General features: G+C 40.5%; 27 protein-coding genes. 24 read left to right on the top strand and 3 right to left on the bottom strand.

What is annotated here, in order from left to right; all coding sequences use genetic code 11:
* Window positions 1–11: 11 nt before the first annotated feature.
* The 22 genes from JTI58_RS23910 (at window position 12) to JTI58_RS23805 (ending at window position 21,379) form a co-directional block, all read left to right on the top strand.
* A complete protein-coding gene (locus JTI58_RS23910; protein WP_205444174.1) occupies window positions 12–671 on the top strand; it encodes a precorrin-8X methylmutase in 660 nt (219 codons plus the stop codon).
* Window positions 671–1,804 (top strand): cobalt-precorrin-5B (C(1))-methyltransferase, encoded by a 1,134-nt coding sequence (locus JTI58_RS23905; protein ID WP_205444173.1) that lies wholly within the window; start codon window positions 671–673, stop codon window positions 1,802–1,804. Before JTI58_RS23910 ends, JTI58_RS23905 begins: the two co-directional genes overlap by 1 nt.
* Complete coding sequence (gene cbiE / locus JTI58_RS23900) at window positions 1,761–2,981, top strand: precorrin-6y C5,15-methyltransferase (decarboxylating) subunit CbiE (RefSeq protein ID WP_205444171.1); 1,221 nt, start codon at window positions 1,761–1,763, stop codon at window positions 2,979–2,981. Before JTI58_RS23905 ends, cbiE begins: the two co-directional genes overlap by 44 nt.
* Window positions 2,974–3,681 (top strand): precorrin-2 C(20)-methyltransferase, encoded by a 708-nt coding sequence (gene cobI / locus JTI58_RS23895; protein ID WP_205444170.1) that lies wholly within the window; start codon window positions 2,974–2,976, stop codon window positions 3,679–3,681. Before cbiE ends, cobI begins: the two co-directional genes overlap by 8 nt.
* The gene (gene cobM, locus JTI58_RS23890) at window positions 3,681–4,466 is read left to right on the top strand and encodes a precorrin-4 C(11)-methyltransferase (protein WP_205444169.1); all 786 of its coding nucleotides are present in this window, start codon (window positions 3,681–3,683) and stop codon (window positions 4,464–4,466) included. The genes cobI and cobM overlap by 1 nt, the downstream gene beginning before the upstream one ends.
* Window positions 4,459–5,580: a cobalt-precorrin 5A hydrolase gene (locus JTI58_RS23885; protein ID WP_205444168.1), complete on the top strand. Its 1,122-nt coding sequence runs from the start codon at window positions 4,459–4,461 to the stop codon at window positions 5,578–5,580. The genes cobM and JTI58_RS23885 overlap by 8 nt, the downstream gene beginning before the upstream one ends.
* Before the next feature lie 11 nt (window positions 5,581–5,591).
* The gene (locus tag JTI58_RS23880) at window positions 5,592–6,959 is read left to right on the top strand and encodes a cobyrinic acid a,c-diamide synthase CobB (RefSeq protein ID WP_205444167.1); all 1,368 of its coding nucleotides are present in this window, start codon (window positions 5,592–5,594) and stop codon (window positions 6,957–6,959) included.
* Window positions 6,952–7,590, top strand: a complete 639-nt coding sequence (locus tag JTI58_RS23875; protein WP_205444166.1) for a precorrin-2 dehydrogenase/sirohydrochlorin ferrochelatase family protein — start codon at window positions 6,952–6,954, stop codon at window positions 7,588–7,590. Before JTI58_RS23880 ends, JTI58_RS23875 begins: the two co-directional genes overlap by 8 nt.
* Window positions 7,587–8,354, top strand: a complete 768-nt coding sequence (gene cobA / locus JTI58_RS23870; RefSeq protein ID WP_205444165.1) for a uroporphyrinogen-III C-methyltransferase — start codon at window positions 7,587–7,589, stop codon at window positions 8,352–8,354. The genes JTI58_RS23875 and cobA overlap by 4 nt, the downstream gene beginning before the upstream one ends.
* A 33-nt stretch (window positions 8,355–8,387) precedes the next feature.
* Window positions 8,388–8,948, top strand: a complete 561-nt coding sequence (locus tag JTI58_RS23865) for a nitroreductase family protein (protein WP_205444164.1) — start codon at window positions 8,388–8,390, stop codon at window positions 8,946–8,948.
* A gap of 13 nt (window positions 8,949–8,961) precedes the next feature.
* Complete coding sequence (locus tag JTI58_RS23860; protein WP_243456243.1) at window positions 8,962–9,498, top strand: cob(I)yrinic acid a,c-diamide adenosyltransferase; 537 nt, start codon at window positions 8,962–8,964, stop codon at window positions 9,496–9,498.
* 257 nt (window positions 9,499–9,755) lie between these two features.
* Window positions 9,756–11,255 carry a cobyric acid synthase gene (locus JTI58_RS23855; protein WP_205444162.1) on the top strand — a complete coding sequence of 500 codons (1,500 nt, stop codon included), beginning with the start codon at window positions 9,756–9,758 and terminating at the stop codon, window positions 11,253–11,255.
* Entirely contained in the window at window positions 11,252–12,088 is an 837-nt protein-coding gene (locus tag JTI58_RS23850) for a class I SAM-dependent methyltransferase (RefSeq protein WP_205444160.1), read from the top strand. Before JTI58_RS23855 ends, JTI58_RS23850 begins: the two co-directional genes overlap by 4 nt.
* A 97-nt stretch (window positions 12,089–12,185) precedes the next feature.
* Complete coding sequence (rnz, locus tag JTI58_RS23845; protein ID WP_205444159.1) at window positions 12,186–13,118, top strand: ribonuclease Z; 933 nt, start codon at window positions 12,186–12,188, stop codon at window positions 13,116–13,118.
* 312 nt (window positions 13,119–13,430) lie between these two features.
* A complete protein-coding gene (locus tag JTI58_RS23840) occupies window positions 13,431–15,425 on the top strand; it encodes a methyl-accepting chemotaxis protein (RefSeq protein WP_205444157.1) in 1,995 nt (664 codons plus the stop codon).
* Between the two features lie 65 nt (window positions 15,426–15,490).
* Window positions 15,491–15,721: a hypothetical protein gene (locus JTI58_RS23835; protein ID WP_009370265.1), complete on the top strand. Its 231-nt coding sequence runs from the start codon at window positions 15,491–15,493 to the stop codon at window positions 15,719–15,721.
* 722 nt (window positions 15,722–16,443) lie between these two features.
* Entirely contained in the window at window positions 16,444–17,064 is a 621-nt protein-coding gene (cdaS, locus tag JTI58_RS23830) for a sporulation-specific diadenylate cyclase CdaS (RefSeq protein ID WP_205444155.1), read from the top strand.
* A 99-nt stretch (window positions 17,065–17,163) separates the two neighbouring features.
* Complete coding sequence (locus JTI58_RS23825; RefSeq protein WP_205444153.1) at window positions 17,164–17,607, top strand: MarR family winged helix-turn-helix transcriptional regulator; 444 nt, start codon at window positions 17,164–17,166, stop codon at window positions 17,605–17,607.
* A gap of 58 nt (window positions 17,608–17,665) precedes the next feature.
* Entirely contained in the window at window positions 17,666–18,607 is a 942-nt protein-coding gene (locus JTI58_RS23820; protein WP_205444151.1) for a ring-cleaving dioxygenase, read from the top strand.
* Window positions 18,608–18,623: 16 nt separating this feature from the next.
* Window positions 18,624–19,679: an LLM class flavin-dependent oxidoreductase gene (locus tag JTI58_RS23815; RefSeq protein ID WP_205447562.1), complete on the top strand. Its 1,056-nt coding sequence runs from the start codon at window positions 18,624–18,626 to the stop codon at window positions 19,677–19,679.
* Window positions 19,680–19,692: 13 nt separating this feature from the next.
* Window positions 19,693–20,259: an NADPH-dependent FMN reductase gene (locus JTI58_RS23810; protein ID WP_205444150.1), complete on the top strand. Its 567-nt coding sequence runs from the start codon at window positions 19,693–19,695 to the stop codon at window positions 20,257–20,259.
* 445 nt (window positions 20,260–20,704) lie between these two features.
* Window positions 20,705–21,379: a serine/threonine protein kinase gene (locus JTI58_RS23805; RefSeq protein ID WP_205444148.1), complete on the top strand. Its 675-nt coding sequence runs from the start codon at window positions 20,705–20,707 to the stop codon at window positions 21,377–21,379.
* 101 nt (window positions 21,380–21,480) lie between these two features.
* Here the strand turns inward: JTI58_RS23805 and JTI58_RS23800 are convergent, their stop codons facing one another.
* Window positions 21,481–21,924 carry a hypothetical protein gene (locus JTI58_RS23800; protein WP_205444147.1) on the bottom strand — a complete coding sequence of 148 codons (444 nt, stop codon included), beginning with the start codon at window positions 21,922–21,924 and terminating at the stop codon, window positions 21,481–21,483.
* A gap of 224 nt (window positions 21,925–22,148) precedes the next feature.
* Between JTI58_RS23800 and JTI58_RS23795 the strand changes: the two genes are divergently transcribed.
* Both JTI58_RS23795 and JTI58_RS23790 read left to right on the top strand, forming a co-directional pair.
* The gene (locus JTI58_RS23795) at window positions 22,149–22,364 is read left to right on the top strand and encodes a DUF3955 domain-containing protein (protein ID WP_205444145.1); all 216 of its coding nucleotides are present in this window, start codon (window positions 22,149–22,151) and stop codon (window positions 22,362–22,364) included.
* Between the two features lie 369 nt (window positions 22,365–22,733).
* Window positions 22,734–23,012 (top strand): YuzB family protein, encoded by a 279-nt coding sequence (locus JTI58_RS23790; protein WP_205444144.1) that lies wholly within the window; start codon window positions 22,734–22,736, stop codon window positions 23,010–23,012.
* Between the two features lie 48 nt (window positions 23,013–23,060).
* Here the strand turns inward: JTI58_RS23790 and namA are convergent, their stop codons facing one another.
* Window positions 23,061–24,071 carry an NADPH dehydrogenase NamA gene (namA, locus tag JTI58_RS23785; RefSeq protein WP_205444142.1) on the bottom strand — a complete coding sequence of 337 codons (1,011 nt, stop codon included), beginning with the start codon at window positions 24,069–24,071 and terminating at the stop codon, window positions 23,061–23,063.
* Between the two features lie 48 nt (window positions 24,072–24,119).
* Entirely contained in the window at window positions 24,120–24,923 is an 804-nt protein-coding gene (gene proC, locus JTI58_RS23780) for a pyrroline-5-carboxylate reductase (protein ID WP_205444141.1), read from the bottom strand.
* Between the last annotated feature and the right edge of the window lie 334 nt (window positions 24,924–25,257).

Genomic DNA, 25,257 nt, shown 5'->3' with positions numbered 1-25,257 from the left:
AGGCATTTTCCATGGATTTTAAAACAGATTTCAAACCATTAACGGTAGACCCAGATAAAATTTACGATTACAGTTTCGCCATTATTGCAGAGGAAATGGGCGAGCATGACTTCTCAGAAGATGAATGGAAAGTTGTACGTCGTATTATCCATGCATCGGCTGATTTCGAGCTAGGACGTAGTGTCATCATTACACCAGGGGCGATTGAAGCGGGTATCAAGTCTATTCTTGCAGGACGTCATGTGATTGCAGATGTGCAAATGATTGAAAGTGGCTCTGGTAAAAAGCGTTTCCAAAAACATGGTGGCGATTTGCATTGCTATATTGCGGATGAAGATGTATCAATCGAAGCGAAAAAACAAAATACAACTCGTGCCATCATTTCGATGCAAAAGGCTTCAACATTACATGAAGGTGGTATTTATGCCATTGGTAATGCACCAACCGCATTGCTGGAATTGATTCGTTTAATTAAAGAAGGACTAGCAAAACCAGATTTAATTATCGGTATGCCTGTTGGTTTCGTGTCAGCAGCCGAGTCAAAAGAAGAGCTGCTTAAACTAGAAGGGATTCCGTACATTACCAATGTTGGTCGTAAAGGCGGTAGTACAGTGACGGTTGCCGCATTAAATGCCATCTCACTTTTAGCGGACGAACAGGCGAAAAAATAATGGAGCGGAAGCCAAAAAAGGATCCCAAAGACATGCGTCACGGTTATACGACGGGAGCCTGTGCAACTGCGGTATCAAAGGCTGCATTGCTTGCCCTTATTACCAAGGAGGAGCAAGAAACAAGCACGATTCATTTACCTATTGGTCGAGATGCAACCTTTACAATTGAAAAATGCATATTTGAAGAAAATGCTGTCAGCTGTGAAACGATTAAAGATGCTGGTGATGATCCTGATGCGACCCATCAGGCACTCATCGTTGGCACAGTGAGTTGGGCAGATACACCTGGTATTCATTTAGATGGAGGAATTGGCGTCGGGCGTGTCACAAAGCCTGGCTTGCCAGTGCCTGTCGGAGAGGCGGCCATTAATCCTGTACCACGTAAAATGATTTATAGCACGGTCCAAGGTGTATTGGACGAATTTCACATTACACGAGGCGTGAACGTGGTAATTTCCGTACCGAAAGGAGAGGAGATTGCTAAAAAAACGTTAAATGGGCGACTCGGTATACTTGGAGGCATCTCAATCTTAGGCACAAGGGGAACCGTCGTGCCTTTTTCGAGTTCTGCGTATATGGCCAGTATTGTCCAAGCCATTAGTGTAGCGAAAGAGGCTGGCTGTGAGCACTTAGTGGTGACAACAGGTGGTCGTAGTGAAAAATTTGCGATGAAACAATACCCACATCTAGCAGAAGAAGCGTTTATTGAAATGGGTGACTTTGTTGGTTTTACATTAAAACATTGTAAGCGCCTCGGCATCAAACAAGTATCACTTGTTGGTATGATGGGGAAATTTTCAAAAGTGGCGCAAGGTGTCATGATGGTGCATTCCAAAAGTGCGCCAATCGACTTTAATTTTTTAGCACAACTGGCAGAGGATATAGGAGCCGATGGAGAAACCATAGCACAAGTTCTGGAGGCAAATACAGCGTCACAAGTAGGTGAAATTATGATGGAGAAGGGCTATGACGCGTTCTTCCATCATTTATGTGAGGCCTGCTGCTATTCCTCCATCCGTCATATTAGGGGCGGTTTAACGCTTTCCACATCGATCTATTCGATGCAGGGACAATTATTAGGAAGGGCTGATGACATTGCATCGATCGATGAAATTGATTGGGATCGGGGATAACGGATTAGCAAGCTTATTACCACAATACCTTCAGTGGATTGAAGACTGTGAGGTACTTGTTGGTGGTGAGCGCGTACTGGATTTCTTCCCAAACTTTATGGGTGAAAAAATCCTTATTAAAGGAGGTCTTTCAGCACTTGTTGAAAGATTGTCTGAAGAAACAAAAAATACGGTGATCCTTGCATCTGGAGATCCATTATTTTATGGCATCGGAGGCTATCTAGCTAAAAAGCTACAAATAGAGGTTTATCCCTATATGAGCTCTGTCCAGCTTGCCTTTGCGAAAATGGGAGAAAGCTGGCAGGACGCTTATGTAACGAGCATACATGGACGCCCAATGAAGGGCTTGGCACAGCGAATCGATGGCAAAAAGAAAGTAGCACTTTTAACAGATGCTGAGAATAGTCCGAATGCTCTCGCTCGATATTTAAAGCATTTTGGTATGACAGAATACCGTGCGTTTGTAGCAGAAAATTTACAGGGTGAAAACGAAAAAAGTGGCTGGTACTCGCTTGATGAAATGGAAAGTACTCATTTTTCGCCTTTAAATGTCGTGATTTTAAAACAAACAATAGCACCGAAACGCTACACACTTGGGATTGATGATGAAGAATTTTCACAACGCAAGCCAGATAAAGGACTTATTACAAAGAAAGAAATTCGAGTTTTAAGTTTGCAAGCCATGCAGCTTCAACAGGATAGCATTATTTGGGATATTGGCACATGTACGGGATCTATGGCGATTGAGGCAGGTAAGCTTGCGCCAGAAGGACAAGTATTTGCTGTTGAGAAAAATGCCCCTGATTTAGAAAATTGTCTCCAAAATCAGCAAAAATTCCGTGTTGATATGACTGCAATTCATAGCAAAGCACCAGCAGGATTAGACAGTTTCCCAGATCCTGATGCTATTTTCATCGGTGGTACAGGGGGCGAAATGGTCGAGTTGCTGCAATTATGCTGTCAACGTTTGAAGTCTAAAGGTCGCATTGTCTTAAATGCAGCGACAATTGAGAATTTATATAAAGCCGTCGAGGCGTTTAAGGCTTGTGGTTTTGCGGTTGATATTTTGCAGGCACAGCTTGCGCGCAGTAAACCTATTTTAGATATGACACGCTTTGTACCATTAAATCCAATATACATTATTTCGGCTTATCGAAAGGAAGAAAATCATGAGTAATTTAGGTGTTTTATACGGCTTGGGCGTTGGTCCTGGCGATCCAGAATTAATTACAGTAAAGGCATTTCGAGTGATTCAGGAATCACCTGTTATTGCTTACCCTAAAAAGCTAAAAGGCAGTAAAAGCTATGCCCATCGTATTGTAGATGTTTATATTAATCCAGACGAAAAAGATATGCTTGGTCTTGTATTTCCAATGACGAAAGATGAGGCTGTTCTAGAACGTGAATGGACAAAGTCAGTAGAACTTGTCTACGAAAAATTACAAGCGGGCAAAGATGTGGCGTTTGTCACAGAGGGCGATCCATTATTGTATAGTACGTTTATCCATATGATGAAATTAATGCAGGAAATGCATCCAGATGTAGAAATCCGTACGGTTCCTGGGATTTCGTCGTTCAATGGCTCTGCATCTCGCTTAGGGATTGCGTTAGCGGATGGCGATGATCGTGTTGCGATTATCCCTGCTCATGATGATTATGACTCCATGCGTGAAGCAATTGAAAGCCATGATGCCGTTGTCTTTATTAAAGTGGCAAAAGTGATTGATTTAATGCTTGAGGTGCTACGCGATTTAGATTTATTAGATAAAGCATCCGTGGTGACAAAGGTAACCTCTGATGAAGAAATCATTTGGGATGTGCGTGAGTTGGATGGTGTTGATTTAGAATATTTAACGTTAATGGTGGTGCGTAAATAATGAAGAAAATCTATATTGTTGGCGCTGGTCCTGGTGATCCAGATTTAATTACAGTCAAAGGTTTACATATGTTACAAACTGCGGACGTTGTCATGTACACAGATTCTTTAGTGAGTGAGGACCTCATTGCGAAAGCCAAACCAGATGCAGAGGTCATACGAACAGCTGGCATGCATTTAGAGGAAATGGTTGCTGTGATGGTGGACCGTGTCAATGCTGGGAAAACAGTGGCACGTATGCATACAGGTGACCCAGCGATGTATGGTGCCATCATGGAGCAAGTAGCTCTCTTGAAAAAGGAGGGCATTGGGTATGAAGTCGTTCCAGGAGTTAGCTCTGTATTTGCTTCGGCAGCGGCTATCGGAGCTGAGCTAACAATTCCTGATTTAACACAAACCCTTATTTTAACACGCGCTGAAGGGCGCACACCTGTACCAGAATTTGAAAAGCTGCGTGATTTAGCGAGCCATCATTGTACAATTGCATTATTCCTTAGTGCAACGCTGACTAAGAAAATTGTCAAAGAACTACAAAGTGCTGGTTGGGCTGATGATACGCCTGTAGCAGTTATTCAACGTGCTTCATGGCCAGATCAAAAAATCGTACGGACAACCTTAATCGAATTAGATGAAGCAATGCGTGTGAACGGTATTCGTAAGCATGCAATGATTTTAGCGGGTTGGGCGTTAGATCCGACTATTCATGATAAGGATCAATATCGCTCGAAGTTGTATGATGCAAGCTTTACACATGGCTTTAGAAAAGGTGTGAAGACAAGTGATTGAGTTACAAGAAGGTATTTTACCAGAGGTTGATCAACGCAATCCTTATGCTGTAGTAGCCATTACGAAGCATGGTGTTCAAATTGGGCGCCGCCTACAGCAAACCTTTGCAGCAAGTGATTTATATTATATGAGTAAATTTGAGCAAGGCGATGAAGCAGAAAAGCATATTCAACTATTTACAGGAACAGTGCGTCTATTATTGCCAACGCTATTTAAACAATATAAAGGCTTGATCTTAATTATTTCACTAGGGGCAGTCGTAAGAATGATTGCACCGATTTTAAAGGATAAAAAGACAGACCCGGGCGTTGTCGTGATTGATGATCGAGGCGAAAATGTCATTAGCGTATTATCAGGCCATCTTGGTGGGGCCAATGAGTTAACGCATGAGGTGGCAGCAGCACTTGGGGCAAATCCAATAATTACTACGGCTTCTGATGTGCAAAAGACGATTCCTGTTGATTTATTTGGGGCACGCTTTGGCTGGGTATGGGATAGTGCCGATAAATTAACACCTGTTAGTGCTTCTGTTGTAAATGAGGAGCATGTAGCCATTGTGCAGGAAACGGGTGAACGCGACTGGTGGATGCGTGATACACCGATGCCTGAACAAATCAAAATTTATCCATCCACACAGGTGGCTATTGGGGCTAACCCCCATGCTACATTATTAATAACCGATCGAATCATTGAACCTGAAGAGGAGGTTCTTCTAGAAAACGGTGTTATTTATCGACCAAAATCCATTGTGCTAGGAATGGGCTGTAACCGTGGTACATCGTTAGAGGAAATTGAACAGGTAATCGATGAAACCTTGGCAGAGCTAAAGCTTTCGAAAAAAAGTGTAAAAGCCTTATGCACGATTGATTTAAAGAAAGATGAGCAATGTTTTTTAGATATTACGAAGAAATATGATTGGGAGTTCGTTACGTATACACCGGCTGAATTAAATGAAATCGAATTTCCATCACCCTCTGAAACGGTCTTTAAATATACGGGTGCATATGGTGTGAGTGAACCAGCGGCTATGCGTTATGCACAGGTGCAGACACTCCTATTAGAGAAGAAAAAATCGGGTAATGCTACGATTTCAGTTGCTAGATACCTATTTTAAGGAGGAAGTCCATGCAAACAAATCGTTTTGTACTAGCTGGTACGGGCAGTGGGGTAGGTAAAACTACTTTTACCATTGGACTGATGAAGGCATTACAAAATAAAGGAAACGTGGTGCAAGGCTTTAAATGTGGTCCTGATTATATCGATCCAACCTATCATACGGCTGTAACAGGCAGAGTATCACGCAATATTGATAGCTGGATGTTCTCACATGAAGCGGTACGTGATATTGTGGCACGCGCAAGTATGGATGCAGATGTATCCATTATTGAAGGTGTGATGGGCTTTTATGACGGTAAAAGCCCTTTATCGGACGCTGGTTCTGCTGCTGATATTAGCGTAGTGACTGAGAGCCCTGTTATTTTAATTGTCAATTGTGCTAGCATGGCACGCAGTGTAGCAGCGGTTGTTAAGGGTTTCCAACTACTATCAGATAAACCGAATATCGTTGGTGTTATTGCGAACCAGGTTGGTAGTGTCGGTCATTACGAAATTGCCAAGGCAGCTATTGAACAAGAATGCGGCATACCTGTGATTGGCTACTTAAAGCGTGAGGAAGGGATCGATATCCCGAGTCGTCATTTAGGATTAGTGCCTGCGATTGAAAGAGGAGAGCTAGATTCATTTTTTGATAAACTAGGGAACCTAATGGCAGAAACGATTGATTTGGACCAATTACTACATTTAACAAAGGCTCCTATCTTACAAGAATCTGGTCATTTATTTATGGAGGAGCCTTCACAAAATATTTGTATAGCAGTTGCAAGAGATGCGGCATTTAATTTTTATTATGAAGAAAACCTGGCTTTGTTACGTGCGAAAGGGGCAACACTACAATTTTTCTCACCGCTTGCTAATGAGCCTGTACCAGCAGAAGCAGATGGCTTATATATTGGTGGGGGCTTTCCTGAGGAATTTGCAGAGTCACTTGCGACCAATACAGTCGTTAAAGACTCTATTCGTGAAGCCATTGCCAAAGGTCTTCCAACATTAGCTGAATGTGGGGGCTTTATGTATTTAACAGAGGCGATCACAAATAGCCATGGCGAACGCTATGACATGGTAGGGGTAATTCCTGGAGAAGTGGCGATGCAAACAAAACTAGCAGCACTTGGTTATCGTGAAATTTTTGGCACAGCCGATAATTTCTTAATTGGTGCTGAGGAGCAAGCGAAGGGCCATGAGTTCCATTATTCCAAATATAGTGGTTCTCACAACACAGCAGCCTACGAAACGATTGGTCGTTTTGGCAAAAAGAAAGAAGGCTATCAAGAAGGAAATTTAGTGGCTGGCTATACACATTTCCATTTTGTATCAAACCCAAAGCTAGTTGACAATTGGTTAACAGCTTGTAAGAAGGTGAAAAGTAATGACTAATTATTTTCCTATTCATATCAATCTAGAATATAAAACGGTAGTAATTGTAGGCGGCGGTCACGTGGCAATGCAGAAGGTAGCATCCCTGTTACCGGCAAAGGCAAACATCGTGATTGTCAGCCCAACCTTACATGACACATTACAGCCACTTGCTGAGTCAGGGCAAATTACTTGGAAGCAAAAGGAATTTGAACCGCGTGATTTAGATGATGCCATTCTCATTATCGCTGCAACGAATGTGACAGCAGTGAACGAAGCAGTTCAAGAGGCGGCCCAGCATTGGCAATTAATCAACCGAACAGATAAACAAAGTGAAAGTGATTTTATTACGCCTGCTACTGTTCGCCGTGGTCCATTGGTGTTAACTGTTTCAACATCAGGAGCAAGCCCAGGTCTAGCGCGCAAGATCAAAGCAGATTTAGAAGATCAATTCGATGATGCTTATGATGACTATGTATGCTTTTTACAGCAAGCTCGCTTAATGATTGCTGCTAAGTATGATAAAGGTCCACAAAGACGTGCAGCATTACAAGCGTTGCTAGAGCCAAACATCCTTGAATGGACACGTCATGGCGAGATTGATCGACGTGAAGCATATTTACAACAACTATTGATGGGAGCAGCGCAATGAAGGATGGAATTGTATATATCGTTGGAGCAGGTCCTGGCGATCCGAAGCTCATTACTGTGTATGGACTGGAATGTATTCAAAAGGCTGATGTAATTTCCTATGATCGTCTTGTGAATCCTAAATTGCTTGATTTTGCAAAAAAGGATGCGGAGCTTGTTTATTGTGGCAAATTACCTGGGAAGCATCATCTCATTCAAGATGAAATTAATGCATTACTTGTGGAAAAAGCTCAAGAAGGTAAAATTGTTACACGTCTTAAAGGTGGCGATCCTTTTGTCTTTGGACGTGGTGCTGAGGAAGCAGAGATATTAAAAAATCATGACATTGCCTATGAAATCGTTCCTGGGATAACAGCAGGTATTGCGGCTCCTGCATATGCAGGGATTCCCGTTACGCATAGAGACTTCGCGACAAGCTTTGCCCTTGTGACTGGGCATGGACGTGAAGAAAAAGGACAAGATTTTTTGAATTGGCCAGCATTAGCTACAGGCATTGATACTGTTGCTTTTTATATGAGTGTTGGGAACATTGCCTACATCGCTCGAAAATTAATCGAAAACGGACGGAAGGCTACAACGCCAGTAGCGGTTATTGAGTGGGGAACAACTGCTCAACAACGCACGATTACAGGGCCGTTAGATGAGATAGCCAGCATTATTGAGCGTGAAGGGTATCATAACCCTTCTATGATTGTAGTGGGCGAGGTTGTCAATGTACGTGAAAAAATTCAATGGTTTGAAGAGCAGGGACTTACCTTTTCATAATCATCTTTTGAAAGAGCACAAGGAGGAAGCAATATGACTGTCATTGAAGCATTAAAAAAACGTCGAGCAATTCGTAATTACACAACACAATCGGTAGAGAAAGAAAAGATTGAGCAAATTTTACAGGCAGCAACCTATGCACCGAATGACCGTATGCGAGAGCCTTGGCATTTTTATGTCATACAAGATGAAGCCATGAAGCGTTATGAAGAAATGGCTAGTGCTTATTTACAAGAACGCTTCCCCACGAAGCCAAACCTAGTGGAAAGTTCATTGAAGGTTGTACAAACAACGCCTGTGGCCATTGTTGTAACAGCAGACATTGTAGAGGGCGATGCAGATGCGACAGAAGATAATGTTTTTGCCGTATGTAGTGCCATTATGTCTATGTGGTTGACAGCAGAGGAGCTAGGTCTTGGTTTTGTTTGGCGTACACGTGGTGTTGGCCTGGTGCATGATTCTCGTATGCATACGTTCCTTGGTGCAAGTGCCTCTCAAAAAGTAGTCGGCACAATATTTATTGGCTACCCACAGGAGCAAGAGCAAAGCGACAAGAAACGTACACCGTTTGCAGAAAAGACAACATGGCTGTAAGGAGGCTAACAGCATGGCAAGAAAAGGCTTATTTTTAGTATATACAGGTGAAGGAAAGGGCAAAACGACAGCATCCCTAGGTGTTACATTGCGTGCGGTGGGCCGTGGCTTAAATGTGCGCTTTATGCAGTTTATTAAATCACCTGAACGCACTTATGGAGAGCAAATTGCCCTTCGTAAGCTAGGCGTAGAAATGGAACAAATGGGCATAGGTTTTACATGGACAAAGACGCCTGAGGAGCATCGTGCTGCATTAGCCAAGGCTTGGAAAAAAACGAAGGCAGCTCTGCAGGATGATCGCATTGATTTATTGGTGCTTGATGAGCTAAATAATGCCCTGGCGATCACCAAGTTTCCAATCGATGATGTCCTCCCACTAGCAGAAGTCATCGAGGCAATCCAACAACGCCCCTCAACGATGCACCTGGTTGTCACAGGCCGAAGCGCGAACCCTTCGCTACTGGCAATGGCTGATTTAGTGTCAACCATTGATGCAACAAAGCATTACTATGATGAAGGGATCCCAGCAGTGAAAGGGCTTGAATTTTAAAGCCCCTCACTATTGCTGGATGAAAAATACCCACGCGTCGCCATGGAATACCCGCGGAGCGAAAGGGAATACCCGCGCGTCGCGATAAAATACCCGCGGAGCGAAGGGAAATACCCGCGCGTCGCGATAAAATACCCGCGGAGCGAAGGGAAATACCCGCGCGTCGCGATAAAATACCCGCGGAGCGAAGGGAAATACTCGCGCTTCGCCATGAAATACCCGCGGAGTGAAGGCAAATACTACAGAGGAGAGTGACTATGCCAGCAAAATCAATCATGATTCAAGGAACGGCTTCCGATGTTGGAAAAAGTATGATTTGTACCGCACTATGTCGTATATTTTCAGATGATGGACTAAAAGTAGTACCATTTAAATCGCAAAATATGGCTCTTAATTCATTTGTTACGAAGGATGGCGGTGAAATCGGCCGCGCACAAGGGGTGCAGGCAGAGGCGGCTCGTGTTGTTGCAACGACTGATATGAATCCTATCCTGCTGAAACCGAAGCAAGATATGATGTCAGAGGTTATCGTTCATGGTAAGCATTTTTTAAATATGGATGCCAAAAGCTACCGCAATAATTTTGTGCAAGAAGCGATGCCAATCGTGGAAAAATCAGTACGTACACTACAAAATACATATGATGTCATAGTCCTAGAGGGCGCTGGTAGCCCTGCAGAGATTAACTTAAAGGATCGCGATATTGCCAATATGCGAATGGCTCATTTAGCAGATGCAGCGGTTGTCCTCGTTGCTGATATTGATCGTGGTGGAGTCTTTGCCTCGATTGTTGGTACACTGGCATTGTTAGATGAGAAAGAACGAGCACGTGTAAAAGGATTAATTATCAATAAATTTAGAGGCATGCGTGAATTACTGGATGATGGTTTGGCATGGGTGGAGCGTGAAACGGGCATTCCGGTACTTGGCGTGATTCCTTATGTCGATGTCAATATTGAAGCGGAGGATTCTCTCGCACTATCGTCACTACGCTTTAAAAAACCAAAGCCAGGCGAATTTGCTGTAGATGTAGCCATGATTCGTTTACCACGTATTTCAAACTTCACCGATATTGATCCATTTTTCGATGAGCCAGAGGTGGGTGTGCGTTTAATTGGTAATGTCAACGAGCTAGGTACACCAGATATCCTCATTCTGCCAGGAACGAAAAGTACAATGGATGATTTAGCTTGGCTAAAAGCACAGGGCTTTGATCAAGCCATCACACATTTACGTAATAAAGGTACTAAAATTATTGGCATTTGCGGTGGTTTCCAAATGCTTGGTGAAACATTACTAGATCCTGGGGCAGTGGAGGGAAATGACGAATCTGCTCATGGTCTTGGGCTATTACCGATGGAAACCATTTTTGTAGGCAATAAAAAAACGGTGCAAATGACAGGCGTAAGAGGGCAGGACACATTGACAGGCTACGAAATTCATCTAGGACGTACAAAAATTTTACGTGATGAAGTATCACCGTTTTTACAGTTAGAAGATGGAAGAAAAGATGGTGCGGTTAGTCATGATGAGCAAGTGATTGGCACGTATTTCCACGGCTTGTTCCATAATCGTACCTTTACTCGTCAACTCGTCAATGAAATACGAGAGAAAAAAGGGTTAGCTGCTTTACCAAGTGATGTGAAAAGTGACGCAGAACGAAGAGAAGATGCCTATAATATGTTAGCCGACCATGTACGAGCAAATCTTGATATGAAAAAAATATATGAAATTTTATCTATAGAGGTATCTGTATGACGAGAAAAGGACCGTTAGCCATTAACTATGAGGCATTATGGCAGGAAGGCATGAAGGATTGGCATGGCCATATGCCTGAACGAATGGTGAATGATCAGCTAGAGGAGCAATTTTGGGCGCAATCCGTAGCACGTAAAAAAATGGGGCAAACTGATCCTTATGCTGCACGGATTTTTCAGGAGCTTCAAAAAAAGATTGAACCTCAGCATTCTGTATTAGAAATTGGCCCTGGATGGGGCAATTATACATTCCCATTAGCTGATAAAGTGAGCAAGCTCACATGTGTGGATAGCTCCGAAAGCATTTTGCATTACTTACAACAGTGCATGCCCGAGAAGGAGCACGTTTCTTATATTCATGCGAAGTGGGAAAGTTTAGAGCGTGATGAGATTGAGCCACATGATATCGTTTTAGGCGTGAATTGTTTTTACCGTATGTATGAAATTAAAGCAGCTTTATATCATATGAATCGGCTGGCGAAGAAGCGTGCCATTATTGGGATGACGACAGGGCCTATTCAGCCACATTATGAACAATTATATGAAAAATATGGCTATGACATAAAATTTCCTCGCAGAGATTATATCGAGTTTTTGAATCTACTATATGAAATGGATATTTATGCTGATTGTCAAATTATCCCGCTCGAACGTGTTTATGAATATGAGAGCTATGAGCAACTTGTGGCAACGCAAAGTAAAAAAATATTAACGCCAAACTTCCAGCGAGCCCATGTGGAAGAATCACTTCTACCTTTTATTGAAGAAAAAGATGGACGTTATTATTATCGTCATGATTTTCATGCAGCACTTGTTTCATGGCAACCAAAATAATCAAGAAACCTTTGGAGAAACTGTACACCAAAGGTTTTTCTTATGGGAATGGATAAGGTACAATAAAACGATATAAACAAGAAGTGAGGTGGCATATGTGCAGCTACATTTTTTAGGGACAGGCGCAGGCATGCCTTCAAAAGAACGAAATACAAGTGCTCTGATGGTAAAGCTATTAGATGAAGTGAGTGAAATGTGGCTATTTGACTGTGGAGAGGCGACACAGCATCAAATCCTCCATACATCATTAAAGCCGCGGAAGGTTACGAAAATTTTTATTACACATTTACATGGTGATCATATTTTTGGACTGCCAGGCTTTTTAAGCTCGCGTTCCTTTCAAGGTGGGGATGAGACGCTAACGATCTTCGGGCCACCTGGTTTACAGCAGTGGATTGAACAAACATTGGCGCTATCGAAAACCCATTTAACGTATCCTTTACACTTTGTAGAAGTACAGGAAGGGATTATTTTTGAAGATGCTCATTTTACAATTCATGCTAAGGAATTGCGCCATGTTGTACCTTGCTATGGTTATCGAATTGAGCAAAAGGATTTACCAGGCGAATTATTAATTGATAAAGCACAGGCACTTGGCGTTCCAAAAGGACCTTTGCTCGGGCAATTAAAAAATGGCCATGATATCGTGCTTGAAAATGGCGATGTGATACACGCAAAAGATGTTGTGGCACCTGCCAAAAAGGGCTTTACTCTGTCGATTTTAGGCGATACGAAATATTGTGAAGAAGCCATCCAACTATCCGTGGGTGCTGATATCATTGTGCATGAAGCGACTTTTGATGGTACAACAACGGATTTGGCAGCAAGCTATGGTCATGCGACAAATGTAGAGGCAGCAAAAGTCGCACAGCAAGCAGGTGCACACTATTTATTATTAAATCATTTAAGTGCTCGTTTTCTTCCATATGACTTACCTCAGTTTTTGGCTGAAGCACAGGATGTTTTCCCGAATACGCTCCTGACATCTGATCAAGCAGTCTTTACGTGGCAACACAATAAATTATTTTGATATAATTGTTAGATAAAAAACATCTATTAGTGGAGGATTCTTCTAATGGATGTTTTTTATTTGCAGTTCTAAAGATGTACTTAAATATTACTAATTAACCCTCAGAAATATGATTTATTTCTTTCTTTAACTAGTCTGAAATATACAGACTATTCCTCTTGTAGATTTTATTTTGCAATTTTTACAAATTAATGACACTTTAAACTTCTTCAAAACTTATTATTTTATATTTAATAAATAGTTAATGAAATATATGGAAGTGATATTGTATGATGAAGTGGAAATAATCGTAATTTTTAGGGGGATCTCATCATGAGAAAGTCAATGAAATGGAAAATGCTTCTGGAGATTATGGGCATTGTAGTGTTCATTATAGCGGCATTTTCTATTTATATTTATCAAGCTACATATAAAAGTGAAAAAAGCAATGGAGAAGCAATCGCCAACTCCATTGTCATGGGGATGGAAGGAGCGATTCAATCTAGAGCAAAAGCGGAAGAAATCATGGAAAAGGAAATGATTGCCGAATCTGTGATGGCTGCTTACATAATTGATAAAGGTGCTACGTATGAGGATTTAAAGGCTATTGCTGAACGTGGTGGCATCGATGAGATTTGGAGTACAGATGATAAAGGAAATACAACGGTGACATCAGTAGCTCCAACAGTTGATTTCAACTTTGGCGCTGATCCAAACGGACAAGCTGCTGAATATATGCAACTCCTAGATGGTAGAGCGAAAGAGGTCGTGCAAAAAGCACAAATTCGCGATGTCGATGATCAATTTTTCAAATTTGTCGGGGTAGGTAGCTGGAATCCAGCAACACCACAAATTGTACAGGTGGCTCGTCATGGACAGCAACTACTAGATTTAGAAGCAAGTATTGGCAGCGCATCCTATATCGATCAATTGGACAATTATTTATCCTCAACTGTATTATTCGCCGCTATTGTAGATGAAAAAGGCCAAGCTATTGCCGCTACAGCAGAAAAAGATTTAGCGGATATTGGTTTTGAGCCAGCCCAATTTTCAGCACAAAAGTCGACTGAATTTTCAGGGCGCTATGATGGCACGCGTGTCACGCAATATATAAAGCCATTATCAAACGGTACATACTTAGCGATTATTGTATCCAATGCCGTCCTATCACAAATTTTAGTGGGTACAATTGTGGCTTCATTGATCGTTGTCTGTGTGATTTTCTTCATTACGGGCCTATCTATTTCCAAACAAGTATCTCGTATTTTAAGCGTGCGAAATTCCTTAGAGGAAATTAGCAAAGGTGAAGCAGATTTAACCAAGCGCATTCCGATCCATGCGAAGGATGAAATTGGCCAATTAGTGACATCATTTAATGGGATGATGGATAATTTCCAACAAATCATGTGTGAATTAAAGCAAGGGGCCAATCAAATAAAAGAAGCTACCTACACGATTCAAGAAAACGCCCATGAAACACTAGATTCAGCCGCAATGATCCAAGGAGAATCCAGTCAGGTAGCTCAGGCCTCCTTTGCACAACAGAATAATACAGCAGACAGTGCGCACTCAATGGAGGAATTGGCACGCAGCATTCAATATATTTCGGAGTCCATAGCAGAAATTTCTAGTATTTCTCGTAATACTGAGGAAAATGCCGATAATGGATTACAAATTATGCAGTCCTTACAAAAGCAATTAGTGACTATTCATGAGAAAACGAATTTTGCGGTGATTGGTACACAGGAACTTGAAAAATTGTCTACCATGATTGGGGAATTTACCAATGTCATTACGGGAATCTCTGATCAAACGAATTTATTGGCATTAAATGCATCCATTGAAGCAGCACGTGCTGGTGAAGCGGGTAAAGGCTTTGCCGTTGTAGCAGAAGAAGTGCGTAAATTAGCTGAAGATTCTAAGCGTGCAGCGGATAGAATCACACAGGTGGTGATGAATGTCCAAAAGGAAACGGCCAATATTGTAGTGACCATCCAAGCGACAGCGGATGTATTACATGCAGGACGTGCGATCGTACAAGAAGCACAACAATCATTTGAAGGAATTCATAATGATGTACAGGTGTTAGCAACACAAGTAGATTTAGTATCTAGCTCAACCGAGGAAATTGCTGCAAGTACTGAGGAAGTAACAGCTACTATGGAAGATGTTTCGCTACTTGCCAAGCAAACATCGCAAAGTGTTGATGCCGTTGCCCAAAAGGCTAAACATCAAGCGGAAAATATGGAGAGCATGACCGCATTTATCGATCAATTGAATACAACAGCGGAAAACCTCCAACTATCAGCAGGCAAATATAAAGTATAAAAGGAAAAATATAGTACGATAAATCACTAGATTCCCGTATAATTGAAAAAAGGGGTGTGGTTTAAGTGAATCAACAAAAGATGCCGCCAGCATTATTGCGATTAATCGTCATTTTTCCAAATGTGCTGAGCTATTTACTATTATTCGGTCTAATTATTTTTGTCATGACAAATTATGAAACATTAAAAGCGACAAATAATTTAACGGTGTGGATTATTTTTATTGTCGTATTAGCACCCGCTGCTGCCTATACGACTTTCAGCATCGTGAAAAAAATTCGGGCAGGGCATATGTAAGAATATCAACGACTTCCTATTCAACGTAATAGGAAGTCGTTTCATATTGTTGAAAAACAAAACCATCAATAGAATTTTTGTGAAAGGTGAAAATGGTTTCCGTTGCAGGCTACTTGCTTTCCTTTGGGCGAGCGCCGAGCCGCTTCCTCCGCTACCGCTCCGTTTAGAGTTTTGCCTGTCTCGCTATCCCACGGGAGTCAAGTAGCCTTCCACTCCAACCCAGAAAACGTAATCTTTTTAGCAAAGGTTTTCAAATAAAGTGAAGGTCTTCACTACTCATTTTATGGAGGGATGTTGTCATTCATCACTTCTCTACATTGAAAATAAAAGCCTATCCTTTTTCTAATCATACAAATCATGGGCTATTTTGATCGCTACCGCTAGTATGAAAAATGAGGAAAAGACACTTTTGAAGAATGGTTGATTGGAGTGGAGCCAGCGTCACTCCTTGGGGATTTAGCGTCACAGAGGAGACCCTGGAGCGAACGGAAGTGAGTGAAGCGGCTCATCGGACGCCCCCTGGAAAGGACGCTGGCGGAACGGAAATCAACCTCTCACCTTGCAAAGTTGCTTTTTCTGCCGTTGACATCATCTTTTTGCAACAACATGTAACGACTTCCTATTCAACATAGTAGGAAGTCGTTTTGCTTAAAAGAGAATAAAAAACATATAGAGAGAAAAACTAGCGTAAACAGTGATGAAATGAAGAGGTGTGGTATCATATGGATCCAATAAATTGTGATTTTTCACCAATGAAAGAAACATTAAAAGATGAGCTTCTCCAAGTGATCCTGTCCTTACAGCAGAGTGTGCAGGAAATGGATACAGATGCAAATTGTCTCCTCGGTAATTTTGAGAAAATTAAAGAGAAGTTTATGACAATTGAAATGAAAGCTGCAACGTTCTATTTAAATTGTTATCTTTCCCCGTTTACTGAAAAGTATCCAGAGCTATCACATAGTGTACAAAATATGTCTTTAAGAAGACATGGTGGTTTAATTGTCATCCAACGTCAAGATACTTTAGAGAATCTGATTCAGCCTGGTATTCATATTGGGGCAGATTTAACCCATTCTTTATTAGAATCTATTTTCTTCCCTGGTAATCCGCTTCATGATGGTGCTGTACTTGTCAATCAAAATCAAATTGAGTCAGCAGCAAATGTACTGCCATTGTCAGAGCGTTATACAGGGGAAAAGAAATTAGGAACAAGACATCGTGCAGCGCTGGGATTGAGTGAGGTTAGTGATGCGCTGGTAATGGTTGTATCCGAAGAAACAGGGAGAATTTCTTTTGCTCTTAAAGGCAATTTATATCCTGTGACAACACCTGGCATTATATAGGGAGTCTCCCTATGTTATAAAATATCTTGAATTCGAGATAATTCTCTTGCGGAAGTATCACTTGCGTGGTAAAGTGATAGCTGAAGAGAGGATGAAGTGATGAGAAATCATACATTAGGTACCTTAACGTGGATTCGTATGATGCGTTTTACAACGCAAAGTAATCAGTTATCGAATGAATTTTTAAAACGTTTTGATTTAACGACAGCTCAATTTGATGTGTTAATCCAAATCAAAACATATGCCCCGCTTACACAGTGTCAATTAGCAGAAAAAGTAACTGTAACGCAAGGTGGCATGTCTCGCATGCTAGCACGACTGGAAAAAGAGGGGCTAATCGAGCGTAAACAAAATTGGAAGACGAAAACCATCTCATTGACATCAAAAGGGGAGCAAATGATTGATGCAGCAACACCTAGTCAACTTCACTTCCAGTCCTCATTTTTTGAAGAAGTATTAACAGCTGAGGAAATAAAATCTTTATATATTGCGATGACAAAGCTTGAAAAACATAGCAGAGAAAAAAAATTGCCGCCCGTGTAATTTTTTTTATGAAATCACTTGCTTAGTCAAGTGAAAATGATGAGGAGGAACAATTAGGATGAACAAATTAAGCGGACACCATCATATCTCTATGCTAACGAAAAATGGTAAACAGAATAATCATTTCTACACAACTATTTTAGGGTTACGACGTGTAAAAAAAACGGTGAATCAAGACGCACCTTCTATGTATCACTTATTTTATGGAGACTTAACAGGAGCAGCGGGTACAGAATTAACATTTTTTGAAATGCCTGTTGCAGGACGTACAGTACGTGGGACGAATGCTATTACTCGCATTGGCTTACTTGTACCTAGCTACGAAAGTTTACTTTATTGGAAAGAACGTTTTCAACAGCTGGAGGTAAAACATAGTGACATTACGACATATGCAGGGAAAGATGCCTTATTTTTTGAAGATCATGAAGGTTTACGGATGGTATTGTTAAACCATCAAGGACAAGAAACGCCTGCGCAATGGCAACCATGGGATGGAAATGATATACCGAAGGAACACCGTATTTTAGGTATGGGAACTGTTGAAATCACGGTGCGTTATTTACTAAGAACGGTCAATTTATTACAAGATTTATTTCACTATACCGTTGTTGCAGAAAAGGACAAAGAAACGGTCCTACAATCGATAGAAGGGGAAGTGCTTGGAGAGATTGTTGTCAAAGAATTAGAAGGGCCAAGCGAGAAACCTGGTAAAGGCAGTATTCACCATCTTGCGTTACGCGTTGCAACTGTCGAGGAATTACAGCAATGGGATAGCAAAATTAAGGAACTAGGATTGGATAGTACAGGTGTTGTTGATCGTTATTATTTCCAAAGCCTTTATTTTAGAGATCGCAACGGTATTTTATTTGAAATGGCGACAGACGGCCCAGGATTTACTGTGGATTCAGCAGTCGAAGAACTTGGCAAAGAGCTAGACCTCCCGCCATTTTTAGAAGAGAGACGTTCAGAAATTGAAGCCATTTTAGAACCACTAGAATAAGGAGAGATAACACATGATGGAAAAATATCATATAGATCAAACACAAGGGCTCGAATTTGGGCTGTACTCTTTAGGTGACCATATCCCTAATCCCTTAACAGGCGAGCGTATTTCTGCGCAACAACGACTAAAAGAGCTAGTTGAGGCAAGTCAATTAGCAGAGCAAGCGGGAATTGATGTATTCGGCATAGGTGAAAGTCATCAGTCTTATTTTACAACACAGGCACATACGGTCGTGTTAGGTGCTATTGCCCAAGCCACTTCTACCATTAAATTGTCTAGCTCAGCAACCGTATTAAGTGTTTCAGACCCTGTACGAGTATATGAGGATTTTGCCACAATTGATTTATTATCAGATGGTCGTGCAGAAATTGTAGCGGGACGTGGTTCACGTGTAGGTGCCTATCACTTACTAGGTGTTGATTTACAAGATTATGAAGAAATCTTTGAGGAAAAATTAGAGCTTCTTATGAAAATCAATGACGAGGAGCTTGTGACGTGGGAAGGGCAATTCAGAGCCCCACTCCATCATGCACAAATTTTACCGCAGCCAAAAAACGGCTCGCTGCCAATATGGCGTGCGGTTGGTGGACCACCTGCCAGCGCCATTAAAGCAGGCTATATGGGCATTCCGATGATGCTTACAACATTAGGTGGACCTGCTATCAACTTTAAACCATCTGTGGATGCCTATCGAGAAGCGGCAGAGCGCAAAGGCTTTGACCCAAATGAATTGCCTATTGCCACAACAAGCTTGTTTTATGTAGCAGACACAACAAAAGAGGCATTGCAAGGCATGTACCCACATTTAAACGGTGGTTTCCAAGCGATTCGTGGTGGGGGCTATCCAAAGCAACAATTTGCACAAGCGCCTGATACACGTGATGCTTTAATGGTGGGCAGTAAAGAGCAAATTATTGAAAAACTACTTTATCAGTACGAACTATATGGCATGCAACGCTTTATGGCACAAATCGATTTTGGTGGCGTACCATTCGAAAAAGTGATGAAAAACATAGAAATCATTGGCAATGATATTATGCCAGCGATAAAAAAACACACAGCAAAATAAGGAGTGGTGCATCATGAAAATTGTCGCACTTGCGGGTTCAATTGTCGGCTCAAAAACAAGAACAGCTACACAAAAAATAGTCGAGATGTTACAAGAAAAATACCCAGAGCATGAAGTAACATTACTAGATCTTGCTGACTATCAGCTAGTATTTAGTGATGGTCGTAATTACTTTGACTATGAGGGCGATACAAAATATGTCACTGAAACTATCATGGAAGCAGATGCAATTGTGATTGGGACACCAACATTCCAAGCATCTATTCCAGCTACATTAAAAAATATTTTTGACCTTTTACCTGTCAATGCCTTCCGCGATAAAGTCGTCAGTTTCATTGTTACAGCGGGTACATCCAAGCATTATTTAATGGTGGAACAGCAACTAAAGCCGATCCTTGCTTATATGAAAGCGCACATCGTTCCGACCTATGTATTTATAGAAGAAAAGGATTTTTTACGTAAAGAAATTGTCAATGATGATGTCCTTTTTCGTTTAGAACGGTTAGCGGAGGATACAGTGATGGTTACAGATGCTTTTGCAGAAATTCGGGCCAAAAAAGATGCAGAATATGATTTTTAAAGATTAATAGATGAAACGCTGTGTAAGTAGTCTGACACAGCGTTTCTTTTTGCTTCAAGGCTAGCTATAAGTTCGTGACAATCATGATAAAAAATAAAACGTTACTACCAAATCACTTTGAGTTTTTAATAAGGGTGGTTAAGGGTAAATAGAGGATAGAACTGGTTCTTCTGTAGCTAACGAAGCCGTATACTTCCACAAGGAGAAATGTATATAGGAACTTCTATTAGTTCCCAACGTTTTAAAATTAAAGAGAACATGTAGGAAATTTGAGATATAAGTGTGACATTTAGAATGTGGTGAAAAAAATTATGGAGATAGTACCCCTTAATCTTTAACGGGGGTTAGTTAAAGAAACTGAATATTGTTAAGGGCGATATAGAATCCCTACTAAAGTAATTAGATAGTGTAGTTTTCTTCAATGCAAATGATGGGAGAGATGGAAATGGAAAACGACTGGGACAAAGCTATAGGTTCTCTTTCTAAAATAAACGTTTTTTCAAATTCAAATAATGAGCCGGTAACCATAAGTGGTGAAGCTGATGATTTGAAGTGTATAGGTGTTGGGACAGATGCGGCTGTTTTTCAATCTCTTTCCGCCCCAGCGTATGTATTTAAACTATATGCCAAAGACAAAGTGCACAAAGTAAAAGTTGAAGCAAATGTTTATCAAATATTAGGAGATTCACCTTTCTTTTCAACATGCTTTGCTACACATGACGAATACCTTGTTTTAAGTTACGAAGAAGGAAAAACGCTCTTTGATTGCATTCTACAAGGTATTCACATTCCAAAACAGGTTATAAATGAAGTGGAGGATGCAAGAGAATATGTTCGGAAGAAGGGCCTTAACCCTCGTGATATACATTTGAAAAATATTTTGCTCCAAAATGGAAGGGCAAAAGTAATTGATGTCTCTGAGTACACACTACAGGGCAATGATTATCGATGGGAGCATTTAAAAAAAGGATATGAGCAATACTATCATTTAATAGATGGAAATTCTGTACCGTTTTGGTTAGTTGAAACAATACGAAAGTGGTATAACCAGCGTGGAAAGAATACTTCATATGAAGAGTTTACAAAAAATATCCTAAAATTTTTGTTAAAAAATAATTGAATTTACGGGAGCTACCTTTTACGAGATGATTTCATTTTGGTCAGTTTAATAGAAATAAAGAAAACAGACAACATAATTTCATTGACTGTTTTAAAAACTACTTATTCGCTTATAATAGTGGGTTCATCGAATGAGACAATATCAATAATATGGTCTAAACAAACAATCTGATAATGGAATAGCTCCTTGTAGGAATAGATATCGAGAGCTATAGTTCCTTTACTTATGAAATCTAAATAAGTTGAGTTTGTAAAAAGACGTACTGAGTTACCCAAGAAATCATCTTCTTGATTTACAAAATGAAATGATTCGTCAAAAACAGTATAGGCTACATATGAATCGAATTCTATATGTATGACCGGTAATGTCTTATCAATTTCAATAGGATAGACATCATTTATTGTTTTTTCCTCAAAACTTATATCCTCGCTTTCGGAGCTAACGGAAGCTCTAGAAATAGAAACTCTCAAAGAATTTGTCCCTGGCTCTACTATATTATCTAAAAACAAATAACCTTTCCATTGCATTAAATCTTCATAGTTCATACAAAACACCCTTCCAAATTATCACTAGAGATTATGGTCATTTTATAGTTAGAATTTCAAAATGTCAATTTGGGATTGGTTGAATTGGAATAAAAATTTATTGTTTATCAATAAAAAATAATTGACTTAGAATATATTTTGGATTTATGATTGTTACAACAAGTTGTAGAAAGATGCAGTGGAGGAATTAAACATAAAAATATTTAGGAGAGAGGAAATAAGTTATGAAAAAATATATTTTTGCATTAATGCCAATCATATTAGGCGTACTTAGTTTTTTAATCTTTATGGTGAAAGGGAGTAATGTAGCACCTGATGGTACATTAGAAGAACCATTCTTTCTTATTCCAATAGGATTTTTATTGTTATTTATTGGATTTATATGTGTTGTAGGGGTGGCGTTAAATTCGGTTATTAAAAAGACACAATACGTTAAATAATAGATAAAACAACCAGGTCATACATAAGAGACTTGGTTGTTTTTAATATTGACATAATAAAAGCGCTACATTTGTGTGGGAGTTTATGTTTACACGATTTATGGATCAGACTGATGATTTGATTGAACAACATAAATAGCTATTTTAGTTGATTGCAGAATAGTACTTGAAGGTAGTATGTGACTGCCTTTTTTCAAGGCAGTCATTTTCGTTTAATGGTTGTACATTAATTTCATAAGAAAAACTTATGTTTATTGAGCAGAAAGCTTAATAGTATTTTATGAAAATTATTTTGCTTAACGATACAGTTTTCATTAAGTTTATGGAATTGTGGTATGATCGTTTTTAGAGAGTAGGGGGTCAATAAATATGGTATTTTCTCTTTTTAAAAAAAAGAAGGAACCACAGCAACTAAAAAATAGAGTGGAGTTTTGTATCACTAATTTATCTCTTGGGGCAGCAGATGCGTATGATGTATTACTAGAACGTGATGATATTGAAATAGAGGAATCTGGTTGTACATCCCACTGTGAAATCTGTGAGCAAGGTATTTTTGCCATAGTCAATGGAGAAGTAGTAACAGCTGAAGATGCAGCGTCATTGGTGCAGGCTATTGATGAAGAATTAAAACAAAATCCACTTTTCTAATTGAAAAACAGCTTGCTGGATAACAAGCTGTTTTTTGATGAAATTGATTTACCAGCCACGCACGTATTGTACGGGAGGTTGCACGTCTTCTCCTAGTTCTTTAGCTGCCTGTAGTGCCCAATAAGGGTCTCGTAATAAAACACGCGCTAAAAATATTAAATCTGCACGATTATTTTGAAGAATCTCTTCGGCTTGAATGGCTGTTGTAATAAGACCAACTGCGCCCGTAGGAATATCAGCCCCATGCTTAATCGCTTCTGCATGTGTTACTTGATAGCCTGGAAAGACATTGATGGCTGCTGGTACAACACCGCCTGTTGACACATCGACTAAATCAACACCTTGAGATTTCATCCAGCGGCTAAAAACAATAAAATCATCCATTGTTGTGCCATCTTCCGCGTAATCTTCCGCAGAGACACGTACCAATAATGGTCCATTCCATACACTGCGAACCGCATCGATGACTTGACGCAGAATACGATAACGATTTTCCTGTGAACCACCGTATTGATCTTGACGTTTATTCGTAGCAGGTGATAAAAATTCGCTAATTAAATAGCCATGTGCGCCATGAATTTCGAGTACATCAAAGCCAGCCTTAGCGGCACGAACCGCTGCTTGTTGAAATGCCTCGATGACATAGTGAATGTCCTCTTCTGTCATTTCTGTTGGCGTTTTATAGTCTGAACTAAAGGCAATAGCTGATGGGGCAAAAATTTCGCCATCCACTGTTGCTTTACGACCAGCATGTGCAAGCTGGATGCCTGTTTTAGCTCCGTAAGCTTTCATTCCTTCAACTAATTGACTTAATCCTTCAATATGTGCATCATCCCAAATCCCTAAATCCTTATTTGAGATACGACCTTCTGGCACAACACCCGTAGCTTCTAAAATGATTAAGCCTACTTGACCAGCTGCACGTGTCGCATAATGGACGAAATGAAAGGGTGTCACCATACCATCGTCTTGTGCTGAGTACATGCACATAGGGGCCATAACAACACGGTTTTTTAAGGAGATAGATTGTAATGTATAGGGTTCGAATAATTTACTCAAAATAAAGCCTCCTAATTCCTAGTGATACACTCTATTTTGCACATAATGTTACCCATTTGCAAGTGAACGAGATCGTGCCTCTGCTTCTTTAATACATGCTTCAATGGCTTCATTAAATTGATATTGCTCTAGCGCCTGAATTCCAGCCTCCGTTGTACCACCTGGACTTGTCACCTTTTTGCGTAAGACATCTGGTTCATCTACTGATTGCTTGAGCATCTCCGCTGTTCCTGCCAGTGTTTGAGTCATCAGTAAGCGCACAGTATCTTTCGATAAACCTACCTTTGTTCCTACTCGTTCAAAAGCTTCCATTAAATAATAGATATAAGCAGGGCCACTACCTGAAAGGGCTGTGACAGCATGTAGCTGATCCTCATCGACTTCAATAACGGAGCCAACTGCCTCTAATAATTGGAGGAAAAGGATACGCTGCTCTGCAGATACCTCGTGATTGAATGCAATGCCACTTGCTGACATGCCGATTGTAGCAGAAGTGTTCGGCATGACTCTTGCTACAGGGCGACTCCCTAAAAATTCTGTAATCGTATCAATCGCAATGCCTGCTAAAATGGACAATACAGCAGTGTGCGCTGTAAGTTTAGGCTTAAGATCACACATGGCAGCAATGGCATCTTTCGGCTTCATCGCTAAAATGATAAGGTCTGCCTGTTGATAAATTGCATGATCAAACACACAATGGACACCATATGTTTCATGTAAGAAATGTAAACGTTCTTTGTCAGAGCGATTGGTGACGTATATTTCCTGAGGTGTGAACACCTTTTGTTTAATCCAGCCTTGCATCAATGCTTCCGCCATTGAGCCTGCACCGATAAATAATATTTTTTTCATGAACAAAACCTCCAGTTCAAAATAAAAAAGCGCTCTCGTCCTTATTTAGAAGGACGAAAACGCTCTCGTTTCCGCGGTACCACCTTTGTTTGCCAATTGTTGGCACAACTCTTAGCCCTCTTATCGCAAGGGAAACGGTTATGTTTGCATAACTGCTCAGAAGTAGGTTCGGTAATGGGAGCGGGTGATGTTACTCTCAGCAAATGTAACACTCTCTAACACCTTCACCAGTTACGTACTCGTCTTCCTCAACGCACATAAATAATTAGATTATTCAAAATTATAGTGAGGAAAAGGCAACCTGTCAACAGGAGGATGACGAAAACAGAAAAAA

This window comes from Lysinibacillus fusiformis (assembly GCF_016925635.1).
GTDB lineage: Bacteria > Bacillota > Bacilli > Bacillales_A > Planococcaceae > Lysinibacillus > Lysinibacillus fusiformis_F.
The sequence above is the reverse complement of the archived record's forward strand: the minus strand, read 5'-3'. Positions and strand labels throughout refer to the sequence as shown.